This window comes from Nakamurella panacisegetis (assembly GCF_900104535.1).
Lineage (GTDB): Bacteria > Actinomycetota > Actinomycetes > Mycobacteriales > Nakamurellaceae > Nakamurella > Nakamurella panacisegetis.
Map to the genome: position 1 here is coordinate 1,027,204 of NZ_LT629710.1, position 20,123 is coordinate 1,047,326.

At 69.8% G+C, this 20,123-nt stretch carries 15 protein-coding genes; 6 read left to right on the forward strand and 9 right to left on the reverse strand.

Features of this window, described 5'->3' with window-relative positions:
• Positions 1–145: 145 nt before the first annotated feature.
• From BLS97_RS04460 to BLS97_RS04480, 5 genes are all read right to left on the reverse strand, one after another.
• The gene (locus BLS97_RS04460; RefSeq protein WP_090474773.1) at positions 146–649 is read right to left on the reverse strand and encodes a type III secretion system chaperone family protein; all 504 of its coding nucleotides are present in this window, start codon (positions 647–649) and stop codon (positions 146–148) included.
• Positions 646–1,926, reverse strand: coding sequence for a D-inositol-3-phosphate glycosyltransferase (mshA, locus tag BLS97_RS04465; protein ID WP_197676555.1), 1,281 nt, complete (start codon positions 1,924–1,926; stop codon positions 646–648). Before mshA ends, BLS97_RS04460 begins: the two co-directional genes overlap by 4 nt.
• Before the next feature lie 30 nt (positions 1,927–1,956).
• Positions 1,957–3,297, reverse strand: a complete 1,341-nt coding sequence (locus BLS97_RS04470; RefSeq protein ID WP_157695177.1) for a L,D-transpeptidase — start codon at positions 3,295–3,297, stop codon at positions 1,957–1,959.
• A 166-nt stretch (positions 3,298–3,463) separates the two neighbouring features.
• Entirely contained in the window at positions 3,464–4,522 is a 1,059-nt protein-coding gene (locus tag BLS97_RS04475; protein ID WP_090481304.1) for a UDP-N-acetylmuramate dehydrogenase, read from the reverse strand.
• A gap of 34 nt (positions 4,523–4,556) precedes the next feature.
• On the reverse strand, positions 4,557–5,864 hold the full coding sequence (locus BLS97_RS04480; protein WP_090474775.1) for a M48 family metalloprotease: 1,308 nt from the start codon (positions 5,862–5,864) through the stop codon (positions 4,557–4,559).
• A 215-nt stretch (positions 5,865–6,079) separates the two neighbouring features.
• On the opposite strand from BLS97_RS04480, the gene BLS97_RS04485 reads away from it, so the two are divergent.
• The 4 genes from BLS97_RS04485 (at position 6,080) to BLS97_RS22635 (ending at position 9,640) form a co-directional block, all read left to right on the forward strand.
• Positions 6,080–6,574 (forward strand): DUF2505 domain-containing protein, encoded by a 495-nt coding sequence (locus BLS97_RS04485; protein ID WP_090474776.1) that lies wholly within the window; start codon positions 6,080–6,082, stop codon positions 6,572–6,574.
• Positions 6,575–6,576: 2 nt separating this feature from the next.
• Positions 6,577–7,440, forward strand: a complete 864-nt coding sequence (purU, locus tag BLS97_RS04490) for a formyltetrahydrofolate deformylase (protein WP_090474777.1) — start codon at positions 6,577–6,579, stop codon at positions 7,438–7,440.
• 151 nt (positions 7,441–7,591) lie between these two features.
• Positions 7,592–8,500 carry a proteasome assembly chaperone family protein gene (locus BLS97_RS04495; RefSeq protein ID WP_090474778.1) on the forward strand — a complete coding sequence of 303 codons (909 nt, stop codon included), beginning with the start codon at positions 7,592–7,594 and terminating at the stop codon, positions 8,498–8,500.
• A 69-nt stretch (positions 8,501–8,569) separates the two neighbouring features.
• Positions 8,570–9,640, forward strand: a complete 1,071-nt coding sequence (locus tag BLS97_RS22635) for a potassium channel family protein (RefSeq protein WP_197676404.1) — start codon at positions 8,570–8,572, stop codon at positions 9,638–9,640.
• Positions 9,641–9,655: 15 nt separating this feature from the next.
• Here BLS97_RS22635 and BLS97_RS23185 read toward each other — a convergent pair whose 3' ends face one another.
• The 4 genes from BLS97_RS23185 to BLS97_RS04510 all read right to left on the reverse strand — a co-directional run bounded on the left by BLS97_RS23185 (position 9,656) and on the right by BLS97_RS04510 (position 16,468).
• Positions 9,656–10,132, reverse strand: coding sequence for a hypothetical protein (locus tag BLS97_RS23185; RefSeq protein WP_172832209.1), 477 nt, complete (start codon positions 10,130–10,132; stop codon positions 9,656–9,658).
• Entirely contained in the window at positions 10,117–10,587 is a 471-nt protein-coding gene (locus tag BLS97_RS23190; RefSeq protein ID WP_172832210.1) for a hypothetical protein, read from the reverse strand. Before BLS97_RS23190 ends, BLS97_RS23185 begins: the two co-directional genes overlap by 16 nt.
• A 34-nt stretch (positions 10,588–10,621) precedes the next feature.
• Positions 10,622–14,290 carry an eCIS core domain-containing protein gene (locus BLS97_RS04505; protein ID WP_090474779.1) on the reverse strand — a complete coding sequence of 1,223 codons (3,669 nt, stop codon included), beginning with the start codon at positions 14,288–14,290 and terminating at the stop codon, positions 10,622–10,624.
• Positions 14,291–14,461: 171 nt separating this feature from the next.
• Complete coding sequence (locus BLS97_RS04510) at positions 14,462–16,468, reverse strand: AAA family ATPase (RefSeq protein ID WP_090474780.1); 2,007 nt, start codon at positions 16,466–16,468, stop codon at positions 14,462–14,464.
• A gap of 483 nt (positions 16,469–16,951) precedes the next feature.
• On the opposite strand from BLS97_RS04510, the gene BLS97_RS04515 reads away from it, so the two are divergent.
• On the forward strand, positions 16,952–17,548 hold the full coding sequence (locus tag BLS97_RS04515) for a DUF4255 domain-containing protein (protein WP_157695178.1): 597 nt from the start codon (positions 16,952–16,954) through the stop codon (positions 17,546–17,548).
• A 6-nt stretch (positions 17,549–17,554) separates the two neighbouring features.
• Complete coding sequence (locus tag BLS97_RS04520) at positions 17,555–20,116, forward strand: carboxypeptidase-like regulatory domain-containing protein (protein WP_090474782.1); 2,562 nt, start codon at positions 17,555–17,557, stop codon at positions 20,114–20,116.
• Positions 20,117–20,123 lie beyond the last annotated feature (7 nt).

Below are 20,123 nucleotides of genomic sequence, written 5' to 3' on the forward strand. Positions count from 1 at the left end.
CAGGCGGCCCGCGGGCCGCGGCGGGCCATCGACCGGTCCCGATCGAGGCCGTGAGTTCACTACTCTGGACGGACGGAGTCGACCGGGCGGATGCACGCCGTCGGTCACGGTTGGGCCACGGATCCCCGGCCCATGAACACCGGGTCTACGGCGTGTTCTCGATCATGTGCCGGAAGGCCTGCAGATTCTGCAGGGAGTGGCCGCGGGACGTGCGCCAGGCCCACTCACGACGGATGGCGCCGGCGAAACCGCGCTCCAGGATCTGGTTGAAGTCCTCGTCGGAGGTGGTCAGCACGACACCGAGCACGGTGTTCAGTTCGGCCGCCGGGTCCGGCCCGAGGCTGGACAACCCGAGCCGACCGACCAGGTGGATGTCGCCCGCCAGGTCCAGCGAATACGCCACCGTCCGGAGTTTGGCGTTGCGCTGCAACAGGAACCGGTAGACCTCTTCCCGGCTCTCGTCCGGTGCCCGGCAGACGAAGGACTCGATCAGCAGTTCGTGCGACCCCACCAGCAGCCACAGCAACGTCCGGTGCCGCCGCTCTCCGGGCAGGGTGAGCAGGAACGCGTCGTCCGGCTCCGCGCTGAAGGTGACTCCGAGTTCGGTGAGGGCGGCCGAGATCTGGGCCGCGGTGGTCGCCGTCGTCATACGTGCACCGGAGCGGCGGCGAAGAGCGCCCGGTCGTAGGACTCCAGCAGCCCGTCGACCGTCCGGTCCCAGGAGAACTTCGCGGCTTGGGCCGGGGCGTTCGCCGCCAGTCGAGCCTGACGCCGTGGATCGAGCACCGCCTCGGCCAGCCGGTCCGCCCAGTGCTGCGGCTGGTGCCCGGCCACCAACAGGCCACTGACTCCGTCGTCGACGGCCACCCGGAGCCCGCCCACGGCCGCGGCCACCACGGGGGTCCCGGCGGCCTGCGCCTCCAACGCGACCAGCCCGAACGACTCGTTGTAGCTGGGCACCGCCACCGCATCCGAGGCCTGGAACACCTGGCACAGACGCGCCGGAGGCATCGGCGGCAGGAAATCGACCAGGCCGCTGATGCCGAGTTCGGCGGTCAGCTCGGACAACCGGTGGGGCGCGATCCGGCCGGTGCCCGAGGCCCCGCCCACCACCACCGCCCGGAACCGGCGACCCGGGTACCGGTCGCGCAGCACGGCGACCGCGCGCAGCAGCACGTCCGGAGCCTTCAACGGCTGGATCCGGCCCGCGAAAGTGAGCACCACCTCGTCGTCGGCCAGGCCGAGCGCCGCCCGAGCCTCCGCCTTCGACCCCGGACGGAACAGCTCGGTGTCGACCCCCGGCGGCACCACGTCAATCCGGTCCGGCGCGGCGCCGTAGAGCTCGACCAACTCCCTGGCCTCGGTATCGGTGTTGGCGATGAGCCGATCGGCCTCGGCCACCACCTGCTCCTCACCGATCAGCCGGCCGCGCGGCTCCGGCTGGTCGGATTCGGCCATCGCCGCGTTCTTCACCTTGGCCAGGGTGTGCGCGGAGTGGACCAGCGGCACGCCCCAGCGGTCCTTGGCCAGGTAGCCGACCTGGCCGGAGAGCCAGTAGTGGGAGTGCAGCAGGTCGTAGTAGCCCGGCTCCTGACGGGCCTCGGCCCGCATCACCCCGGCCGCGAACGAGCACAGCTGGCCGGGCAACTCGTCCTTGTCCAGGCCCTCGAACGGACCGGCCGCGATGTGCCGCACGAGCACCCCGGGCACCATCTCCTGCGTCGGTGGACAGTCCGACGAGGTCGCCCGGGTGAAGATCTCCACCTCGACACCGCGGGCCGCGAGCGTCACGGCGGTCTGGGCGACGTAGACGTTCATCCCCCCGGCGTCACCGGTGCCGGGCTGCGCCAGCGGCGAGGTGTGCAGCGAGATGGCCGCCAGCCGGCGCAGCGCAGGTCGAGAACTCCGGGTGGTCACGAGGTCGATTGTGCCCTGTGTGCGAGGAAAGGATTCGCGCTACAGGGCGGAGAGTGCCTGCCAGTCGGTCGGCGAGTAGATCCAGTCGTAGACGGCGTCCTTCTCGCTCATCGCCGGTCCACCGGTGTTGGTCACCACCACCGGGTCGCCGTAGATCGCCGAGTTGTAGTAGTCCTGTGCGTCCGGCTCGCCCATGTTGATGCACCCGTGAGAGACGTTGGCGATACCGAAGGCCGCCGCCGCCTTGAGATTCTCGTGGATGAACTCGCCGTTGTTGTTGATGCGCACGGCCCACTTCTCCAGGGCATTGCAGTAGTCGAACTGCGGATTGCACATCTTGAACGTCGGATACTTCTCGGTGACCAGGTGGATCCCGGTGACGGTGGCCCGGCCCGGCACCGACTCCTTGCCGTAGGACACCGCATAGTTCTTCGTGACCAGGCCGTCGACGGTGATGATCAGCCGGTGGGTCGAGGCGTTGGCGATCACGATCTGCGAACGCCCGACGGTGAAGCCGCTGGTGAAGTCCGCCCGGCCCCACTGGCCGTCGCCGAGGTCGACGCCCCTGAGGTTGGCCTGGACGGTCACCTTCGTGTCCTTGGGCCAGAACGGGGTGGCTCCGGTGACCGGCGACTTGGTGGGCCGCCAGTGCACCTGCGACTGGACCGGGCCGTTGGCCTGGATCTGCTCGTCCTGCATCCAGGCCCAGTTGCCCTGGACGGCCGAACCGGCGGATGTGGTGACGGTCAGCGCCTTCTCGGCCGCCGCGCGGTTGGTGACCTTGCCCGAGAAGGTGATGATGATCGGCGCGCCGACCCCCACGGTGGCGCCATCCGGGATCTGGATCGAGGCGCGCTCGGTCGACTTCGGGTTCACCGTCGAGATCTTCCCGCTGATCTTGGTGGTCTTGCCGTCGGCGCTGGTCGCGGTGCCGGTGAAGGTGTAGGTGGTGTTGTAGGCCATCCGTTGGGTGCTGGTCCACGACCCCTTGTCGGAGGCGATCTTGCCGGCGATGACACGGCCGTCGTTGCCCTTGAGCGTCACGTCACCCAGGGTCGCGGCGAACACGGTGATCGTCACCGGGTCGTTGGGCGGGACGTTCTTGGACCCGAAGGCCGGCTTGGCGGTGATCCGCACGTTGCTGCCGGCAACCGTCTGGGTGGAGGAGGACTCGGCCGTGGAGGGCGCCGACGACCCGGCGGAGGTCAGTTCGGGCGCAGCCACCGTCGGCTGGGCCTGCGCCTGGCTGCTGGGCACCGTCACCGTCACCGTCTCGACGCTGCCGGACGAGCACGCCGACACGATCAGGGCCGCGGCGGCGAACAGGACGGTGATGCCGGCCGTGCGGCGGCCGAACAGAGCGGCTGAGCGCTTTCCCACGAAGATGTCTCCACTTCCCTCGAGCTGCAGGGCTACCCTGCGGCCCCGCCGACGATCACGGGTCGGAACACAACGGTAGAGGCCCGTTGTGAAGTCCATGTCTGCCCACGCTGTTTGCGCAACGATCGCAACACATCTGCAATGCGCCGTTGAACGCACCCCGGGCTCAGTCCAGCTGGACTCCGACGAACACCGGCTCCGGGTGCAGGCGGACCTTGAACCGTTCCCGTACCCCGTCCCGGATCTCCCGGGCGAGGGCGAGCAGGTCGGCCGTCGAGCCGGCCCCCCGGTTCACCAGGGCCAACGTGTGCTTGGTGGAGACCCCGACCCGACCACCCGGCCCGTCGTAGCCCTTGGCGAATCCGGCTCGTTCGATCAACCAGGCCGCGGACAGTTTGGTCCGCCCATCGGCGGTGGGATAACGAGGGTAGGTCGTGTCCGGGCCGTGAGCGGCCCGGATGGCCGCGTCCGCCGCGGCCAGCTGCGCCTCGTCCAGGATCGGGTTGGTGAAGAACGATCCGGCACTGCGGGTGTCCGGATCGTCGACCCCGGCCTCGATGACCATGCCCTTCGACCGCCGCAGGGCCAGGACCGCTTCCCGGATCCGGTGTTCCGGCGCCGTCGCACCGGGTGCGACCCCCAGCGTCCGGGCCAGTTCGGCGTAGGCGACGGTGGTCGGAATCCGGGTCAGGGCCAGGGTGATGTCCAGGACGATTGCACGCGCGGTGCCCCGAAGGATGGAACTGCGGTAGGCCAGTTCCAGCTCCGCCGCCGGCGCCGACCTGACCTCGCCGGTCAGCCGGTCGTACAGGGTGACCGACTCCAGCAGCTCGGAGATCTCGGTGCCGTAGGCCCCGACGTTCTGGACCGGCGTCGCTCCCGAACTCCCGGGAATGCCGGACAGCGGCGCCAGGCCGGTGAACCCGGCATCGACGAGTTGCGCGACCACGTCGTCCCAGTCCTCGCCGGCGCCGACGGTGACCAGCGCCGCGTCGCCGTCCTCGGCAATGCGCACCCCGGACACCGCGATGCGGACCACCGGGCCGGGTACCCCGGCGTCGGCCACCACCAGATTCGATCCGCCGCCGAGGACGAGGACGTCCTGGCCGGCGAAGGCGCGCATCGCCCCGGCCACCTCGTCGGCGGTGGTCACCGTGACCAACTCCGGCGCCGGACCGCCCAGACGCAGCGTGGTCAGGTCGGCGAGGCGGACTGATGTGGGCACCGGCCAAGGGTAGAGGCTGAGCCGCTGCCGCCGGTCAGCCTCGGAGGTCGCGGGCGACACGTTGGTACTGCAGGCCGAGTTCCCGGTCGATGGTCAGCATGAGCTCGTCCCGATCAGCCGGGTCGAGGCCCAGCCGGGGCCAGCTCCGAGCCATCCGCAGTCGGAGGCCGGCCGGCGGGTGACTGTGCAGCACCCCGCTGTCCACCCGGATCGATCGCTGTTCCCACAGCCGGATATCGGCGCCCTTCTGCGCAACGGTCCGGGAGCCGGCCTCGTGCCATTCGCCCGGATCGGCGTTGGACAGGGCGGCCGTCCGGATCGCCGTGCGCAACGGGCCGGCCAACACCAGAACGGTGAACAGGTTCACGGCGCCGGATGTGCCACCGGCACGGCAGGCGTAGACATCGGCCAGATATTCGGCGCGGCGGACCGAACGCATCGCCAGCAGGTGGACGCCGAGGTCGAGAAGGGTCGTCAGTTGGTACACCGGCCACATGAAGACACTGGCCAGCTCGCTGCCCAGACGCTCGCCGTAGCCGTTGCGACGGCGGCCGCCGGTCACCACCCGCCGCGGGTTGCACAGATAGGCCAAGCGCCGATAGGTGGTCAGGGCGGGCTGCGCCAGCAGCCTGGAATCGGGATCACCGTTGATCAAGTGGCCGAGTTCGTATCCGAGCAGGGCCATCCGGCCGTCGGCGTCGAGCGCGGTCCACAACGGGAGGCCGAGGTTGAGCACGCGGGTGCGACGCGCCCCCACCCGCATGCAGAACGCATTGAACTGGCCGTCGACCGCCACGATCTCGGGGATCGGCGCGCCTATCCGGCCGGCGACATCATCGATGAGACCGAACAGCACCGGATGAGTGGCTCGATGGATCCGAGATCCCTCGGTACCGGGGAACCGGGGAAAGCGCGGCCGCAGGAACACCGCCAGCATGACCAACACCGCTCCGAGCACGATCGGGAGGGGCGCGTCGATCTTGACGAGGAGAACGGACCCGGCCAGCAGAGCCAGCGGGATCAGGACCGTCACCGCCGAGATGGCCAACAGGGCGATCAACGCCGGTGACCGCCGGGCGCCGGCCGGGGGATCGCTGCGCAACCGGTCGGACTCACGCTGGTTGATCCGGAACGACACACGATGCTGAAAGCGGTCGATGCGGCGATTGATGCGCTGCTGGAATCCGTCCGGGCGCTGCCAACCGATCCCGGTGGACGTCTCGCCCCGGTCGTAGGCCCCGAGATTCCATTCGCACTCCGGGCACCAGGACGGCCCGGTTCGGGCCCGTACCACTGCATGTCCGCACATCGGGCAGATGTCCGCCGTCGCGGTGTCGGGCATGATGCCTCCGGGTGGTCAGGACGATGCGGCCACGTGAAAATATAGGCGGCGATGATCGGGAGGATTCCGGCGGACAGCCACGCCGCAAGCCCGGTGTGGCCGGCCCGTCCGGGCCCGGCTCCGTTACCCGCAAGTAACCTCCGGCCCCGCTGCCCTACTGTTGAGCCCGACCCACCGTTGACCGACAATCGGCCGTCACCCTCAGGAGCGCACCCGTGCCAACGTCTCTGTCCGTCACCCACGACTTCGCCGCTCCGCCGGCCACGGTCTACCAGCTGCTGACCGACCGCGCCTTCCTGGAGCGCCGCCTCGCCGAGACCGGCGGCATCGATCCGGCGGTGGTCAGCCTGGACGTCGACGGCGCCGCGGCCAAAGTCGTCACGCGCCAGTCGATCCCGTCGTCCGCGTTGCCGTCGATGGTGGCCTCGATGATCCCCGGCGATCCGGTGACCGAGCGCACGGAGGAGTGGCACACCGACGGGGAGAGCCACGTCGCGCCGTTCACGGTCGTCATCAAGGGCGCCCCGGCCACGCTGAAGGGCACCATGACCCTCGCCCCGTCGGGGGCCGGATCGACCCTGAGCGTTGAGGGTCAGGCCCACGTGCCGATCCCGATGTTCGGCGGCAAGATCGAGGGCATCGTGGTCGAGCAGGTCACGGCCCTGCTCAATCGCGAGGCGGACTACACCGCGGCCGCGCTGACCTCCTGACCATGGAGCGCCGATACACCCTGTCCCTGAGCTGCCCGGACGCCACCGGGATCGTCGCCCGCATCACCACGTTCCTGGCCGACATCGACGGCTGGATCGTCGAGGCGGCCTACCATTCGGACCCCGACTCCGGGAACTTCTTCACCCGCCAGGTGATCAGGGCCGACTCGCTGTCATTCGGCGTCGACGAGCTGCGCGACCGGTTCGCCCTGATCGCCGACCACCTGGACGCCCACCAGTGGCAGGTGACCGACTCGGCGGTGCGGAAGACCGCAGTCGTACTGGTGTCCAAGGAGGGCCACTGCCTCTACGAGCTGCTGGCCCAGTGGCACTCCGGGGCCCTGGGCGCCGACATCGCCTGCGTCATCGGCAATCACGCCGACCTGGCCGGGGTCGCGTCGATGTTCGGGCTGCCGTTCGTCCACGTCCCGGTTCCCACCGACCCGGACGGCAAGGCGGCCGCGTTCGACCGGATCCGCTCGGAGGTCGACACCCACTCCCCCGACGCCATCGTGCTGGCCCGGTTCATGCAGGTGGTACCGCCGCGCCTGTGCGCGGAGTGGTCGGGCCGGCTGATCAACATCCACCACGGGTTCCTGCCGTCCTTCCAGGGCGCCCGGCCGTACCACCAGGCGCACACCCGCGGCGTCAAGATGATCGGCGCCACCTGCCACTACGTCACCGCCGACCTGGACGCCGGCCCGATCATCGACCAGGACGTCATCCGGATCGACCACTCCGATTCCGCGGCCGACATGGCCCGGCGCGGCCGGGACATCGAGAAGGCCGTCCTGGCCCGTGGTCTGGCCTACCACCTGCAGGACCGGGTGCTGCTGGACGGACTCCGGACCGTCGTCTTCGGCTGACCGACGGCGTCCCCGACGCGGCCGGTCGCCGATTCCGGGAATGTCGACGAGCCCCCGGCCGTTGGCCACCAACAGGTGCGTCCACGACGCACAATGGTGGCGTGCGACCTGCGCACGAACAGCGACACGAGATGTTCAGGAGGGCCATGTGATGGCCGGCGAACCGGGTGAGCTCTACGAGCTGCACCTCGAAGTCCCCCAGATCGAGGATCTGGCCAGCCCCGTGCTGGTGCATGCCCTGGACGGATACGTCGACGCCGGCAGCGGGGTGAGCCTGGCCGTCGCGCAACTGCTGGACAAGCTCGAAAGCACCGTGATCGCCACCTTCGACGTCGACCAGCTCATCGACTACCGCGCCCGGCGCCCCACGTTGACCTTCGCCCGCAACGCCTTCATCGACTACGACGCTCCGCAGCTGGTCATCCGAGCCATGGTCGACGAGGTCGGCAACACGTTCCTGCTGCTCACCGGGCCCGAGCCGGACATGCAGTGGGAGCGCTTCGCCGCCGCCGTCGGCCAGATCGCCGACCGTTTCGCGGTGCGTCTGACCGTCGGCCTGATGGCCATCCCGATGGGGGTCCCGCACACGCGCCCGACCGGCATGTCGACCCACGCCACCCGGCCGGATCTGATCGACGCCCCACAGGATTGGATCGGCACCGTGCAGGTGCCCGGCCACGCCACCGGGCTGCTGGAGTACCGGTTCGGGCAGGCCGGGCGCGACGCCATCGGTTTCGCCGCTCACGTTCCGCACTACGTGGCCCGTTCCGACTACCCGGAGACGGCCCGAACGTTGATCCAGGCCACCTCGGACGCCACCGGGCTCGTCCTGCCCACGGCCGGCCTGGACGCCGCCGCCGCGGCGGTGCAGACCCAGCTGGCCACCCAGCTGGAGGAGAACAGCGAGATCGCCGAGATGGTCCACGCCTTGGAGGGCCAGTACGACGCCTTCGTCTCGGCCACCGGTCGCGGGTTGCTGGCCGAGTCGGCTCCGCTGCCGACCGCCGACGAGCTGGGCGCCCAGTTCGAGGCCTTCCTCGCGGAGCGCGAGACCCCGTAGTCACCGGTCGTCGAGCCGTGACCCCTCTCGGTGGCATCCACGGGGTGGATCACCAGTAGTGTCCCGGCTGTGGCGAAGGATTCCCAGGTTCGCGTGCTGCTGCCGGACCGTGTGCACGGGCCGTTGCGGGCGATCCTGGTCCGGATCCTCATCGCTCTGCTGTGCGTGGTGGCCACGGCCGCCGTTGTCTGGTTGGAGCGTGACGGCTACCGCGATCTGGACGGCAAGCTGAGGACCTGGCTGGACGCCTTCTACTACGCCACCGTGACCCTCTCCACCACCGGCTACGGCGACATCACCCCGGTGTCGGAATCAGCTCGGCTGACCAACATCCTGATCATCACCCCGCTGCGGTTCCTGTTCCTGATCGTCCTGGTCGGCACCACCATCGAGGTGCTCACCGAGCGGAGCCGCCAGCAGTTCCGCTATCACCGCTGGAGGCAACGCGTGAAGAGGCACACCGTGGTGATCGGCTACGGCATGAAGGGCCGCTCGGCCGTCCAGGCCCTCGTCGACCAGGGATACCCGGCCGACCACATCGTGGTGGTGGACAGCAACGGCGCCAGCATCAAGGCGGCGACCGCGGCCGGCTGTGTCGGTGTGCTGGGTGACGCCCGCCGGGAGGAGGTACTGCAGCAGGCTTCGGTGCCCGGGGCCGAGCGCGTCATCGTGGCCACCGATCGCGATGACACCAGCGTGTTGGTCACCCTGACCGCCCGCCGGCTGAACCCGAAGGCCACGATCGCCGCCGCCGCCCGCGAGGAGCAGAACATCGGCGTGCTCCGCCAGGGCGGAGCGGACGTCGTCATCCCGACGGCGGAATCCGCCGGGCGGCTGCTGGGCCTGTCCATCATCGCGCCCAACGCGGGCGAGGTGATCGAGGATCTGCTGGAACCGGTGGCCGGGCTGAACATCTCCGAGCGCGCCGTACGCCGGGAGGACATCGGGTTGTCCCCGTCGCGACTGATCAAGAACGGCGAGATCGTGCTGACCGTGATCCGCCACGGGGTCTCGCATCGGTTCGACTCGGGCAAGATCCACGTCCTGCAGCCCGGCGACATCATCGTCGTGATCAAGGCCAACGAGTTGATGCAGCCCGACGCACCCGTCGCGCACGCCGAGGAACCGGCCGTCGAGTAGCCGACCGCCGGGTGTTCAGATGGGCAGCAGCCGGATCGAGCGCAGGATGGCATCGAAGATGGGCAGATCGCGCGCCTCGTGGGCCCGGGCGGTGGCCGCATCGGCCACCAGCATGCGGGAACTGGAGGCCCAGAGGTAGGCCTGCAGCTGGCTCACCGGATCCGGCTCGTCCCGCCGGTAGTGCAGGGCGGTCACGTCGACGAAACTCGACAACACGAAGTCTTCCACCGACAGCTTCACGAAACCCTTTGCCGTCGCGGCGATCCGGGCCACGGCCAGCTCACGGAATTCGGTGAACCACGGTTCGCCGTCCGCTTCCGGCTCGCCCTGCAACAGGGTGAACGTGGGGCGCCGACCGTCTTCCAGCGGGCCGAGCAGCCGGATCCGGCTCTCGTCGCCGTCGATCCCCCAACCGAGCGGCACCAGCATGGAGATGCCCAGATCCATCCGGGCCAGGCTGGCCATCGGCACCGGGTTCACAGGAATCGGCATGACGCCACCGCCTCGTCGAACACGGGGATCCACCGGTCCCGGTCGGCCCAGGGGGCGAACGCGGCGACGGTGCGTACCGCGCCGGAGAACTCGACCGCGGTGAAATGCGCGACCAGATCGTCGCCTCCAGGACCGGTGACCGGGGTCGAACCGCGGACGCCGTGCGGCAGATGCACCACGACGGTGGCCGTCGGACAGTCGTCGATCACGGCCAGACGTTCCTCGACCAGGTCGCCGTCGGCCGCCGCGAAGGCTTCGGCGACGGTGCGCACGGCCGCTGCGCCGACATCCATCTGCTGCACGACCACCCGGGCCAGCACCTGATCGTCGTCCTCGTCGCGCCATTCGTACTGCGCGCTGCGTTCGTCCTGCGCCCCGGCCTCGAATCCGGGCGGCAGCTCGAAGGAGACACCGGTGACGGCGCTGTAGAAATGAATCCGGGACGGGACATCCACGCGGCACAGGCCTTTCGTGAGAGAACGAGCAGGGTCAGGATGCCATACGCAGGACGGTGACCATCCCGCCCTCGACCCTGCACTCCTTGATCCGCTCGGCGAACGCCTCGGCGATGGCCTTGGCGATGAGCTCGTCGACCGGAGTGGCGGTGTCCGCGCCGGCGGCCCAGGCCCGCTTGGCCTTGTCCACCACGGCCTGCAGGGTCGAAAGGGTCGGCCGCTTCTTGTAGCTGGCCTTGGCGTACGAGGCGAGCGGCGACCGCAGAGCGGCCAGCACCACCTCGTCCTTGGCGTCGTCGCCGTCCTTGCCGCGCAACGCCATCAACGCCGTCATGTCCGCGCTGGCCCCGCTCAGGGTGCCGGCGTCATCGACCCGCCGCACCGTGAAGTACCCCTCGGAGGCGTCCGAGATCGCCTTCATCAGCTCGGCTTTCGCATCGTCGAAGGCCAACTCGGAGCGGAAACCGGCCGTACCCTTGCTGACGATGGTCTGTACCTCGCCCAGCGTCGGCACCCCGCGGGGGTTCGCCCTGATCCGGGTGAAGTACGTCGACAAGTTGTCGTACAGCGCGTGCCGGACGTTGTAGCGGCGCTTGTTGCCGTCCTCCTCGCCGAACGCCGACCCCACCCGGGCCGCCTCGGACTTGGTCTTCTCCTTCACCGCCGCGGTCTTGGTCTGCGAGACGACGACCACGGCCTGGCCGTCGGTGACCTTCAGGTGATTGACCGTGTCTCCGAAGGCGAGCCGGGCCTTCTCGGTCAGGGTGGCGTCGGCCTCGGCCCGGGCCGTCGGATCGTCCCCGACCTTCTTGAACGCGGCGGTGACGATGGCCTGGATCTCTTCGGGCTTGACCCCGTTGGTCCCCTTGACCGCCTTCTTCGCGGCGTATTCGGCGAACTTCTTCGACGCCTCGGCGTACACCAGCTGGCGGGCCGCCGCGGCCTTGTCGTTCTTGTCACCGGCCTTGATCGCCTGCGCGTCGGCGGCACTGAACACCGTGATGGTGCCGCCGCTGACCTCCAGCTCCCGGATGGCCGATCCGAGGCCGTCCTTGACAGCCTGGGCGATCTTGCCATCGAGGGCGAGTCGGGCCGGATCGTCGGGGGCCGCGGTCCGCAACTTGGACACCGGGTCGGCGATGATCTTGGCGACCCGTTCACTCTTGATGCCGTTGTCGCCCTGCCCGGCCTTCTTGGCCGCATAAACCGCGCAGCCCTGGGTGATCTGGGCCAGCAGTGCCTTCTGGGCGTTGTCGGCCTTGGTCGTGACGACGGCGGAATCCTTCTCCTGCACCGTCTTCGCGTCGAACTTGAACGAGCCGGGCACCCCGCCGGTGATGGTGAAACCGGAGATGATGCCGGCGTACACCTCCTCGACGACGGTCGCCATCTCGGTGTCGGCCTCTTCCGGCGTCCGCGCCGCACTGACCTTGGAGTAGTGCTTGCCGATCACCTTGGTGATCATGTCGGTGTCCGGCAGATGTTTACCGCCCGCCTGCACCTTGCCGACCTGGGTGCTCAGCGCGGTGCGGAAGGCGGCCAGGGTGGTGTCCTTGGTGTTCGTCTTCCGGATGCCCTCGATGGCGGTGAACGGCGCCGGGAGGAACGAGGTGATGGTCCCGCCGCTGATGGTGATCGATTTGAGCAGCGGTCCGAACGCCTCGACGGCGGCCTTGGTGATGCCCTGGTCGGTCTCGCCGTAGACCAGGTCCATACCGATCTGCCCGCGGCGGAAGTCCAGGATCTCCTGCACCCGTTCCTTCTTGATGCCGTTCTGACCCTCCGACAGCTTCTTGCTGGCGTACCCGCGGAAGTCGCTGATATAGGCCTCGTACCCCCGCTTGATCAACCCGGCGGCGACGAGCCGGTCGACCACTGGTTGCCGGTCGATCTTGCCGGCCGAGTCGCCGATGGTGACGGTGCTCCGGTTGATGGCGTCGTTGACCTCGGAGTAGATGGCCTGCCCGAGGGCGATGAAGTCCAACTCGGCCGCGACGTCGGCACCGAAACCGACACCCAGGACCGCCTTGGCGCCGAAGCTGATCTTGAGTTTGCCGTTCTTGAAGGTGAACGTGCCCTCGACCTTGCCGCCGGCGCCGGCGTCGACGGTGACCGTACCGGAGGCGGCGAAGATGGTCCGGCCCTTGTGGGTCCACTCGACCGAGCCGGTCGCCTCCGCGCTCACCCCGGCGAAGGCCTCGGCCTTGCCGCTGACCTCGATACCGCTGAGCCCGATCGCGATCTTCCCGCCGACCGACGCCTTGACTCCGGCGAATGCCTCCCCGGCCAGGGCGGCCGTCACTTCCTGGTTGGACAGTTTGACGGTGATGGCCGCGGTGCCCTCCACCTGGGCGCCGGCCATGGCCGAAGCTTCGCCCTCGAGTTTCACCCCGGTCGGGCCGGCCTTCACCGAGCCCGAGGCCTCGGCCTTCGCGCCGGCAAAACCGGAGGCCTCGATCTTGGCGATGAGCTGGGCCGGCCCGACACCGACGAAACCCATGGCGGCGAAGTCGAATTCGGCGCCGGCCTTGGCGAACGCGGTCAGGGCCGCTTCGAGCTTCGGGATCTTCCCGCTGCGGTCGATCTTGGCCTTGCCGGTGGAACCGGCCGACACGCCCACCCCGCCCTCGATCGACACCTCACCCCCGGCCTGCAGCGGCCCTCGGGTGATCACCCCGGACGCCTCGGCCTTCCCGAAGACGCCGGCCCGAGCGCACGCCTCGTAGGCGACCGACAGTTCCTCCTCGGTGGCCGTCTTGATCAGTGCGATGTACGCCTCCGCTCCGGCCACCCCGGATGCCTCGGCCTTGCCCTTGCGATGGGTCTTGCCGTTGAATTCGTCCTTCTCGGCGGAAGCTTCGCCCCAGGCCCCGGCGACCGCCTTGTGGGTGGTCGTGGACACACCCTTCTCGTTCTCCTTCTTGGTCCCGGCGTATTTCCCGGTGCCCCCTTCGAAGGTGTTGCCCACCTGCTCGACGTCCGTGCCGACCTCCCGGCGGATCGCCTGATCGAGCCGGGCGCCCGGGGAAGTCACCGATCGCCGCAGCGGGGAGCGATCAAGCGGAGCGAACGAGCGCCGCAACGAACCCTCGACCGGTGCGCAATCACAGTTCCCGTGCTGGTGCCCGGCCGGGTCGGATGCCTTGCGCCGCAACGCCGACATGGCTCCGTCGGCGGCTCGATCGGCCGCCGCCTCGGCCGGATCGTGCGCGTTCCCGACGGTCAGGCCGGCGCCACCACCGGAGTCGGCCCCGGTCCGCTGGGCGACCACGTGCCCGAGTTCGTGCGCGATCAGCCGCTGACCGTCGGGCGCTCCCGGCTTGAATTTCCCCGGCGCGAAATACAGGTCGTTGCCGTGGGTGAAGGCGTGGGACTGGAGGGCACCAGCGATCTTCCCGGCCTCCGGGTCGGCATGCACCCGCACCGAGGAGAAGTCCTGGCCGTAGTGCTCACCGAGCGACCCGGACAGCTCGGCCGGCAGTTGCGCGCCGGATCCGGCCCGCCGACGCAGGGCCGCGGAGATGCCCGCGTCGACCTGACTGCCCCCCAGCGGGTCGGCCGACCGTCGTAGCGGTGGACCGGCCTCCAGCCGCCCTCCGATCGGACCGGCACCGACCCGAGCGTCGCCTTCGCTCTCGAGGTCAACGGATTCGTCGACGGCGCCCGGTCGGACGTGGGCCCTCCTGGCGCGTTCGGTCGGCATCGTCAAGACGCACCGCACCCATTTCTCGGCGCGGCGGCCGTTCGCAGTTGAATTCGACTCTAGACGCCGCCGGCCGAACGCCGCGTCGTCCGGTGGAGGGAACGAAATCCCCGGCCGAGTGAACAAATGACAAAGGTGGGCGTGACGATCCGTGCGCGGCGGCCACAACCGTCACGGCAGCAATCCGGCCGGCGCCCGACGCCCGAGCTTGGCGTACTCGCGCAGGGTGGCGGCCAGCACATGACGAGATCCCACCCCGGTGCCGTCGATGGCCGCGTCGTACGCCGCCGCGAGCACGATGTTGCGCAGGTCGCCGCCCGCCAGTTCGATGGTGGTGGCCAGGTAGTCCAGGTCGAGCGGGTCACTCTCGTCGAGTTCGCCGACCCGGTCCAGGAGGCGGCCGAGCAGCTGCCGCCGGGTCGCGGCGTCCGGGTCGGGGAAATGAATGATGAAGTGCATACGACGGGCGAAGGCGGCATCCAGATTGCCGCGCAGATTGGTGGCCAGAACGGTGATCCCGTTGAAGTGCTCCATTCGCTGCAGCAGGTAGGACACCTCCTGGTTCGCGTAGCGGTCCTTGGCGTCCTTCACCTCGCTGCGGCTGCCGAACAGGGCGTCGGCCTCGTCGAAGAACAACACGACGTTGAGGTTCTCCGCCTCGGCGAACACCCGCTCCAGGTTCTTCTCGGTCTCGCCGATGTACTTGTCGATGACGCCGGATAGGTCGACCTGCATCAGGTCCAGCCCGGCGGTGTCGGCGATGACATGGGCGGCCAGGGTCTTACCGGTCCCCGGTCCACCGGTGAACAGGGCCGCGATGCCGGTGCCCTTGCCGCCGGCACCGTGCACCGGCCCCCGTGAGATGACGCTGTCCCGCAGCCGGACCCAGTCGCCGAGCCGGTGCAGCGAGTTGAGCGTCTCCGGCGGCAGTTGCAGGTCGTCGTAGCTGGTGCGCGCCGCTCCCGATCCGGGCCGGAACCGACCCGATCCGCCCAGCAGGCGGACGGTCTCGGCGACCTGACCGGAGTCGACCGGTCGTCCGGCCAGGCCGGCCTGGGCCACCACGTGACGGCCGGCCGCGGTGATCTGCTCGGGGGTGAGCCGGTACGGCACGAGCAGCTCGGCCGGCACCTGTTCGGCGGCGACGTGCTTGCGCCACAACCGGACCCGCTGATCGGGATCGAGGGCAACCGCCCGCACCACCACCGGCAACGAGGCCCGCCAGGCCGGGTTCCAACGGCATCGGCCGATCAGCACCACCGGTACCGGCGATCCGGACAACAGGGCAACCGCCTCGGCCGCGGTGTCATCGCCGACCAGGGCTTCGGCTCCGGTCAGCACCACCGCCGTGGCCAGCAGACCGGCCCGCCGAACCGCGGCCAGGGCCGCCGCGATCAATCCGACACCGGCTGGACGTCGCGCCAGATCGAACACGCTGCAGGCGATCTCGGCCTGCGCGAAGGCCGCCACGGCGGTGGCCACCCCGGCCGCACCGACCGGGTCCTCGATCCAGCTCAGCCGGGTCCCGGCGGACAGCGCGGCGGCCAGTTGGGCCGCCGCCTCTGATGCGGGCAGCTCGTCCGGGTCGACCGGGTCGACCGTCATGGCCAAGGACACCGGCTCCTGCACCGGGTGCCCGACCAACGCACCGACGACGTCCTCGCCGACCGTCACCGATCGGCCCAGGTTCAACGGTCCGGTCTGCAGGTGCAGCAGCCCCCATCGCCGCAGCGGGGCCGTCTGGCCGAGCAGGGCCCGACCGGCCCCCGACAGCAGCGGGATCCCCGCGAGCTCCAGCAACAACGCGGCGGACGCCGGTTGCGGGCCGACCGCACCCAGCAACAGGCCGTAGGCGTGGGCGAAGTTCGGATCGAGATCAGGTGCAGCGGCGGCCAACAGCAGGTCACCCTCGGCCCGGCCGAGGCCGAACACGGAGGCCATCCGCAACAGCGGATCGGATACCGGCAACGGACTTCCGTCACTCTCCCCCGTTTCCGGGTGGTCCCGCTGCAGGGCCCTGGCCACGGCTTCCCATGGCGGGGTGCCGGTCAGATCCCGGCGATCGGCGGCCCGTTGGACCGCCGCCAGGACATCGGACAGGGCTGCCGCGATCACCACCGTCACCTCATCCGCACGCCGGGCGATCAGGCCCGGCCGAATCCGGGTTGTCGCCGCCATCTTCTCAGGGTCTGATCGTCTCAGGGACGGCCCGACCGGCGTCCATCACCCCGGTCCATGTTCACAGCTGGAGCATCGGGCAATTTCACAACCGGGCGGCGAACACCGCGCGTGTCCGAACCGAAACACGCGAGCGGAATTTCCACTCCTTAGGGCAGGGAAGCCGCGCGGGAGTCACCGTCGAGGCGTTTCTATTCCGGAATTCATCTGATCGGCATGTAGCGAATTACCAAGCGCCACCCATTCGGTCCTGGCGACCTGGCCAGCCCTTCCGGTGCTCACTCTCCGCATCAATCCGGGCCCAGAAACTGCCCCGGACCTGCTGACCCACTGCTGGACGGACGGCGCTCCACCCTGCACTGTGGAGCAGGAAACGGAGCAAACGGTCACAAGCCGCGTTGCCCCGGTGAATTTTCACGCGGGCAGGCGCACGCGTCCACCTTGAGGTCCGGGGCCGGGTGCGGCCCACCGGGGAGCACGTCGGTGATCATTCCAACGATCGACACGGCCTTGGAAGCGCTTGTCCGCCAAGCGCTTCCGTTGCCGACGGCGTTGGGTGACGTCTCCTTCGACTCACCGTCGGGAACCTGGTCGGCCCAGCTCAACCGGATCACCGTCAACCTGTTCCTGTTCGGTGTCGGCCGGTCACCGCAACCGCCCCGTCCCGCGGTCGACCGGATCGTCGACGGACGCACCCAGCGGCGCCCCCCGCTGCCCCTGCTGCAGTTGCACTACCTGGTCACGGCCTGGGCCGGCTCCGTCCGCGACGAACACCAGCTGATCGGTGACGTCCTGACGGCGTTCCTGATCACCCAGGCACTGCCGCCGGAGCACCTCCCGGCCGACATCACCTCCGGTGTCCAGCTGGCTGTGGCCCCGCACGACAACAACCGCGCGAAGGACGTCTGGTCGACCGTCGGCGGCACCATCAAGCCGTCCTTCGAACTCGTGGTCACCACCGCCAGCGACGCCCTCCCCTACGTCGATCTGCCGACCAGCGTCGCCCGTATCGAGCGAATGCTCGAGGGCTACACCGCCCCGCCGGAGCCGGTCAGCATGCCCGCCTTCGGGAGAAGCTGACTCCAGGTGCGGGTAAGAGCGGACACGGAACTTCTGGATCTGGTTCCCGGCCAGCGGGCCGACATCACCCTCGACGTGATCAACACCGGCCAGGTGATCGACGGCGTCACCGCGCGCATCGTCGGGCTGCCCGACCAGCACGTGAGCAGCCACCCGTCGGTCCTACCGCTCTTCCCGGACTCCTCCGGACAGATGACCCTGACGCTCGGCCTGCCACGCAGTTTCCCGGCCGGCCGGCACCCGATGACGGTCGAGGTGCACTCCCGGCAGCCCGGTACCGCACCGGCCTACGTCGACGTCGACCTCCTGGTGCCGCAGGCCCCGGCCATCGGGTTGAGCAGCAGTCCGCAGCTGATCCGGACGCACCGCAACGCCAGGTACATCCTCACCGTGGCCAACCGCGGCAACGTCGCCCTCGACGTGGCGCTCAAGGCCAACGACCCGGAGAAGGCGATCTCGGTCGCGCTCACGCCGAGCCGGCTGATGGTGCCGGCCGGGCAGGCCGGCGACGTGGTGGTCAGTGTCCGCGGGCCGCGGATGATCCTGGGGACCGATCTGGACCGGCTCATCACCCTGACCGCGGTCGCTCGTCCGATCGACAACGAACCATTCCTCGTCCCGGTCCCGTCCGGTGCGCCCATGGGCTCTGGTTCCGTGTTGTCCGGTACCGCACTGCTCACGAAGTCGCCCAGCCCGTTCCGCGCTCCCGGCGACGCCGACGCCGACGGCGACGACGGTGCGCTGTCCTCCGCGGCCGGAGCCGAGCCACTCACCGAGTCGCTGATCATCACCCTTCGCCAGCGGCCGTGGTTCACCCGCGGCGTGCTGACGGCGCTGATCCTGCTGTCCATCATCGCGTTGTGGGCCGGGGTGTTCCTGTTCGGCCTCGGCCAGGTGTTCGCGGGCGACCCGCTCACCAAGACCGCCCCGGCGTCGTACTTCGCCACCGCCGTCACCGATCAGCCGGCCGGCGTTTCGCAGGCCGCAGTGGCCGGGAGCGCGCCGGGGGCCGCGGCGGGAGCCGGTGCGACTTCAGCCGGTGCGACTTCAGCCGGTGCGACTTCAGCCGGCGCCGCGCCCGGAGCGCCGGCCGGCGCGGCTCCGGGCAGCGGGACAGCGGGCGGTGCGACCAGCGCCGGCGGCGAGCCGCCGGCCGGAGCCCTGCCCAAGACCGGCGCCATGCCGGCCGGCCTCGGGGGCACCATCTCGGGCACCGTGACCGCCGCCACCGACGGCGAACCGGTGGGCCGGATCCTGGTGGAAGCGTTGCGCACCAAGGCCGACGGCAGCACGGTGGTGGTCAGTTCGGCAGCCACCCAGACCGACGGCACCTACCAGGTCGCCGGGCTGTTCCCGGGGAGCTACGCGCTGCGCTTCTCGGCCGCCGGGTTCGTCACCGTGTACCACCCGGCGGCGCCGAACCAGGGGTCCGCCCAGGCGGTGACGGTGTCCAGCGGAGCCGTCACGGCCGGGGCCGATGCCGTCATCGTCGGCAAACCGGCCACCATCACCGGGTCGATCGACCCGGGCGACACCCTGGACAAGGTGGTGGCCACGGTCAGCGTCCGACCGCTGGGCGGGAAGAACCAGGGCAAGACGATCGCGTCGGTCAGGACCAACGCATCCGGCGGCTACACGATCCCCAAGCTGCCCGCCCCCGGCAGTTACCAACTGGTGTTCACGGCCAGCGGCTACCAGCCGACGACCGTCCAGACCGACGTCAGCGGCGGGGCGAAACGCTTCGAGCCGTCGGTCCTGCTGTCGTCCGGGCTGGGCCAGATCTCCGGCACCGTCACCGACGGAACCAGCCCGCTGGGCGGCATCACCGTCGCCACGACGGTCGATGGAACCGCGGTGACCACCGGCACCCCCACCACCGGTCAGGTCGGGCATTTCGTGCTGGGTCAGCTCCCCACCCCGGCCACCTACGTGATCACCTTCTCCGGGGCCGGATTCGGCGAAACCACGGTCGTGGTCGACCTCGGCCCGGGCAAGGTCAACAACGCCCTGAAGGTGGTGCTGGCCAAGGGGACCGGCAACGTGAGCGGGGTGCTGGTCGACTCCACCGGCAAGGGGATCGGCGGCGCGACGGTCACCGTCGGCGGCGCGGCCGACCCGCAGACCACCACCACGTTGACCGCCGGCGTCGTCGGCAGTTTCAGCCTGTCCGGTCTGCCCTCCCCCGGCTCCTACACCCTCAGTTTCAGCTTGAACGGGTACGCCGACGCCACGGTGCCGGTCAACCTCACCGGCACGGCGCCGGTGGCCCCGCTGCGGGTGGTCATGGTCGGCGCCCTGGGCAAGATCACCGGCGTGGTGACCGGGCCGGGAGGAGCCCCCATGACCGGTGCGGCCGTGGTCGCGACCGACGGCAAACGCAGCTGGCCGGTCACCTCGACGGCGGGGTCCGGCCCGGTGCCGAACGGCGGCTACGTGATCGACCAGCTGCCGGCCGGGGTCTACACCGTGACCGCCACGTCGGCCACCGGAGTCGCCCGGACGGCCATGGTCACCGTGACGCCGGGCACCCCGGCCACGCAGAACTTCCCGCTGTCGGACAGCGGGTGATCCGGGC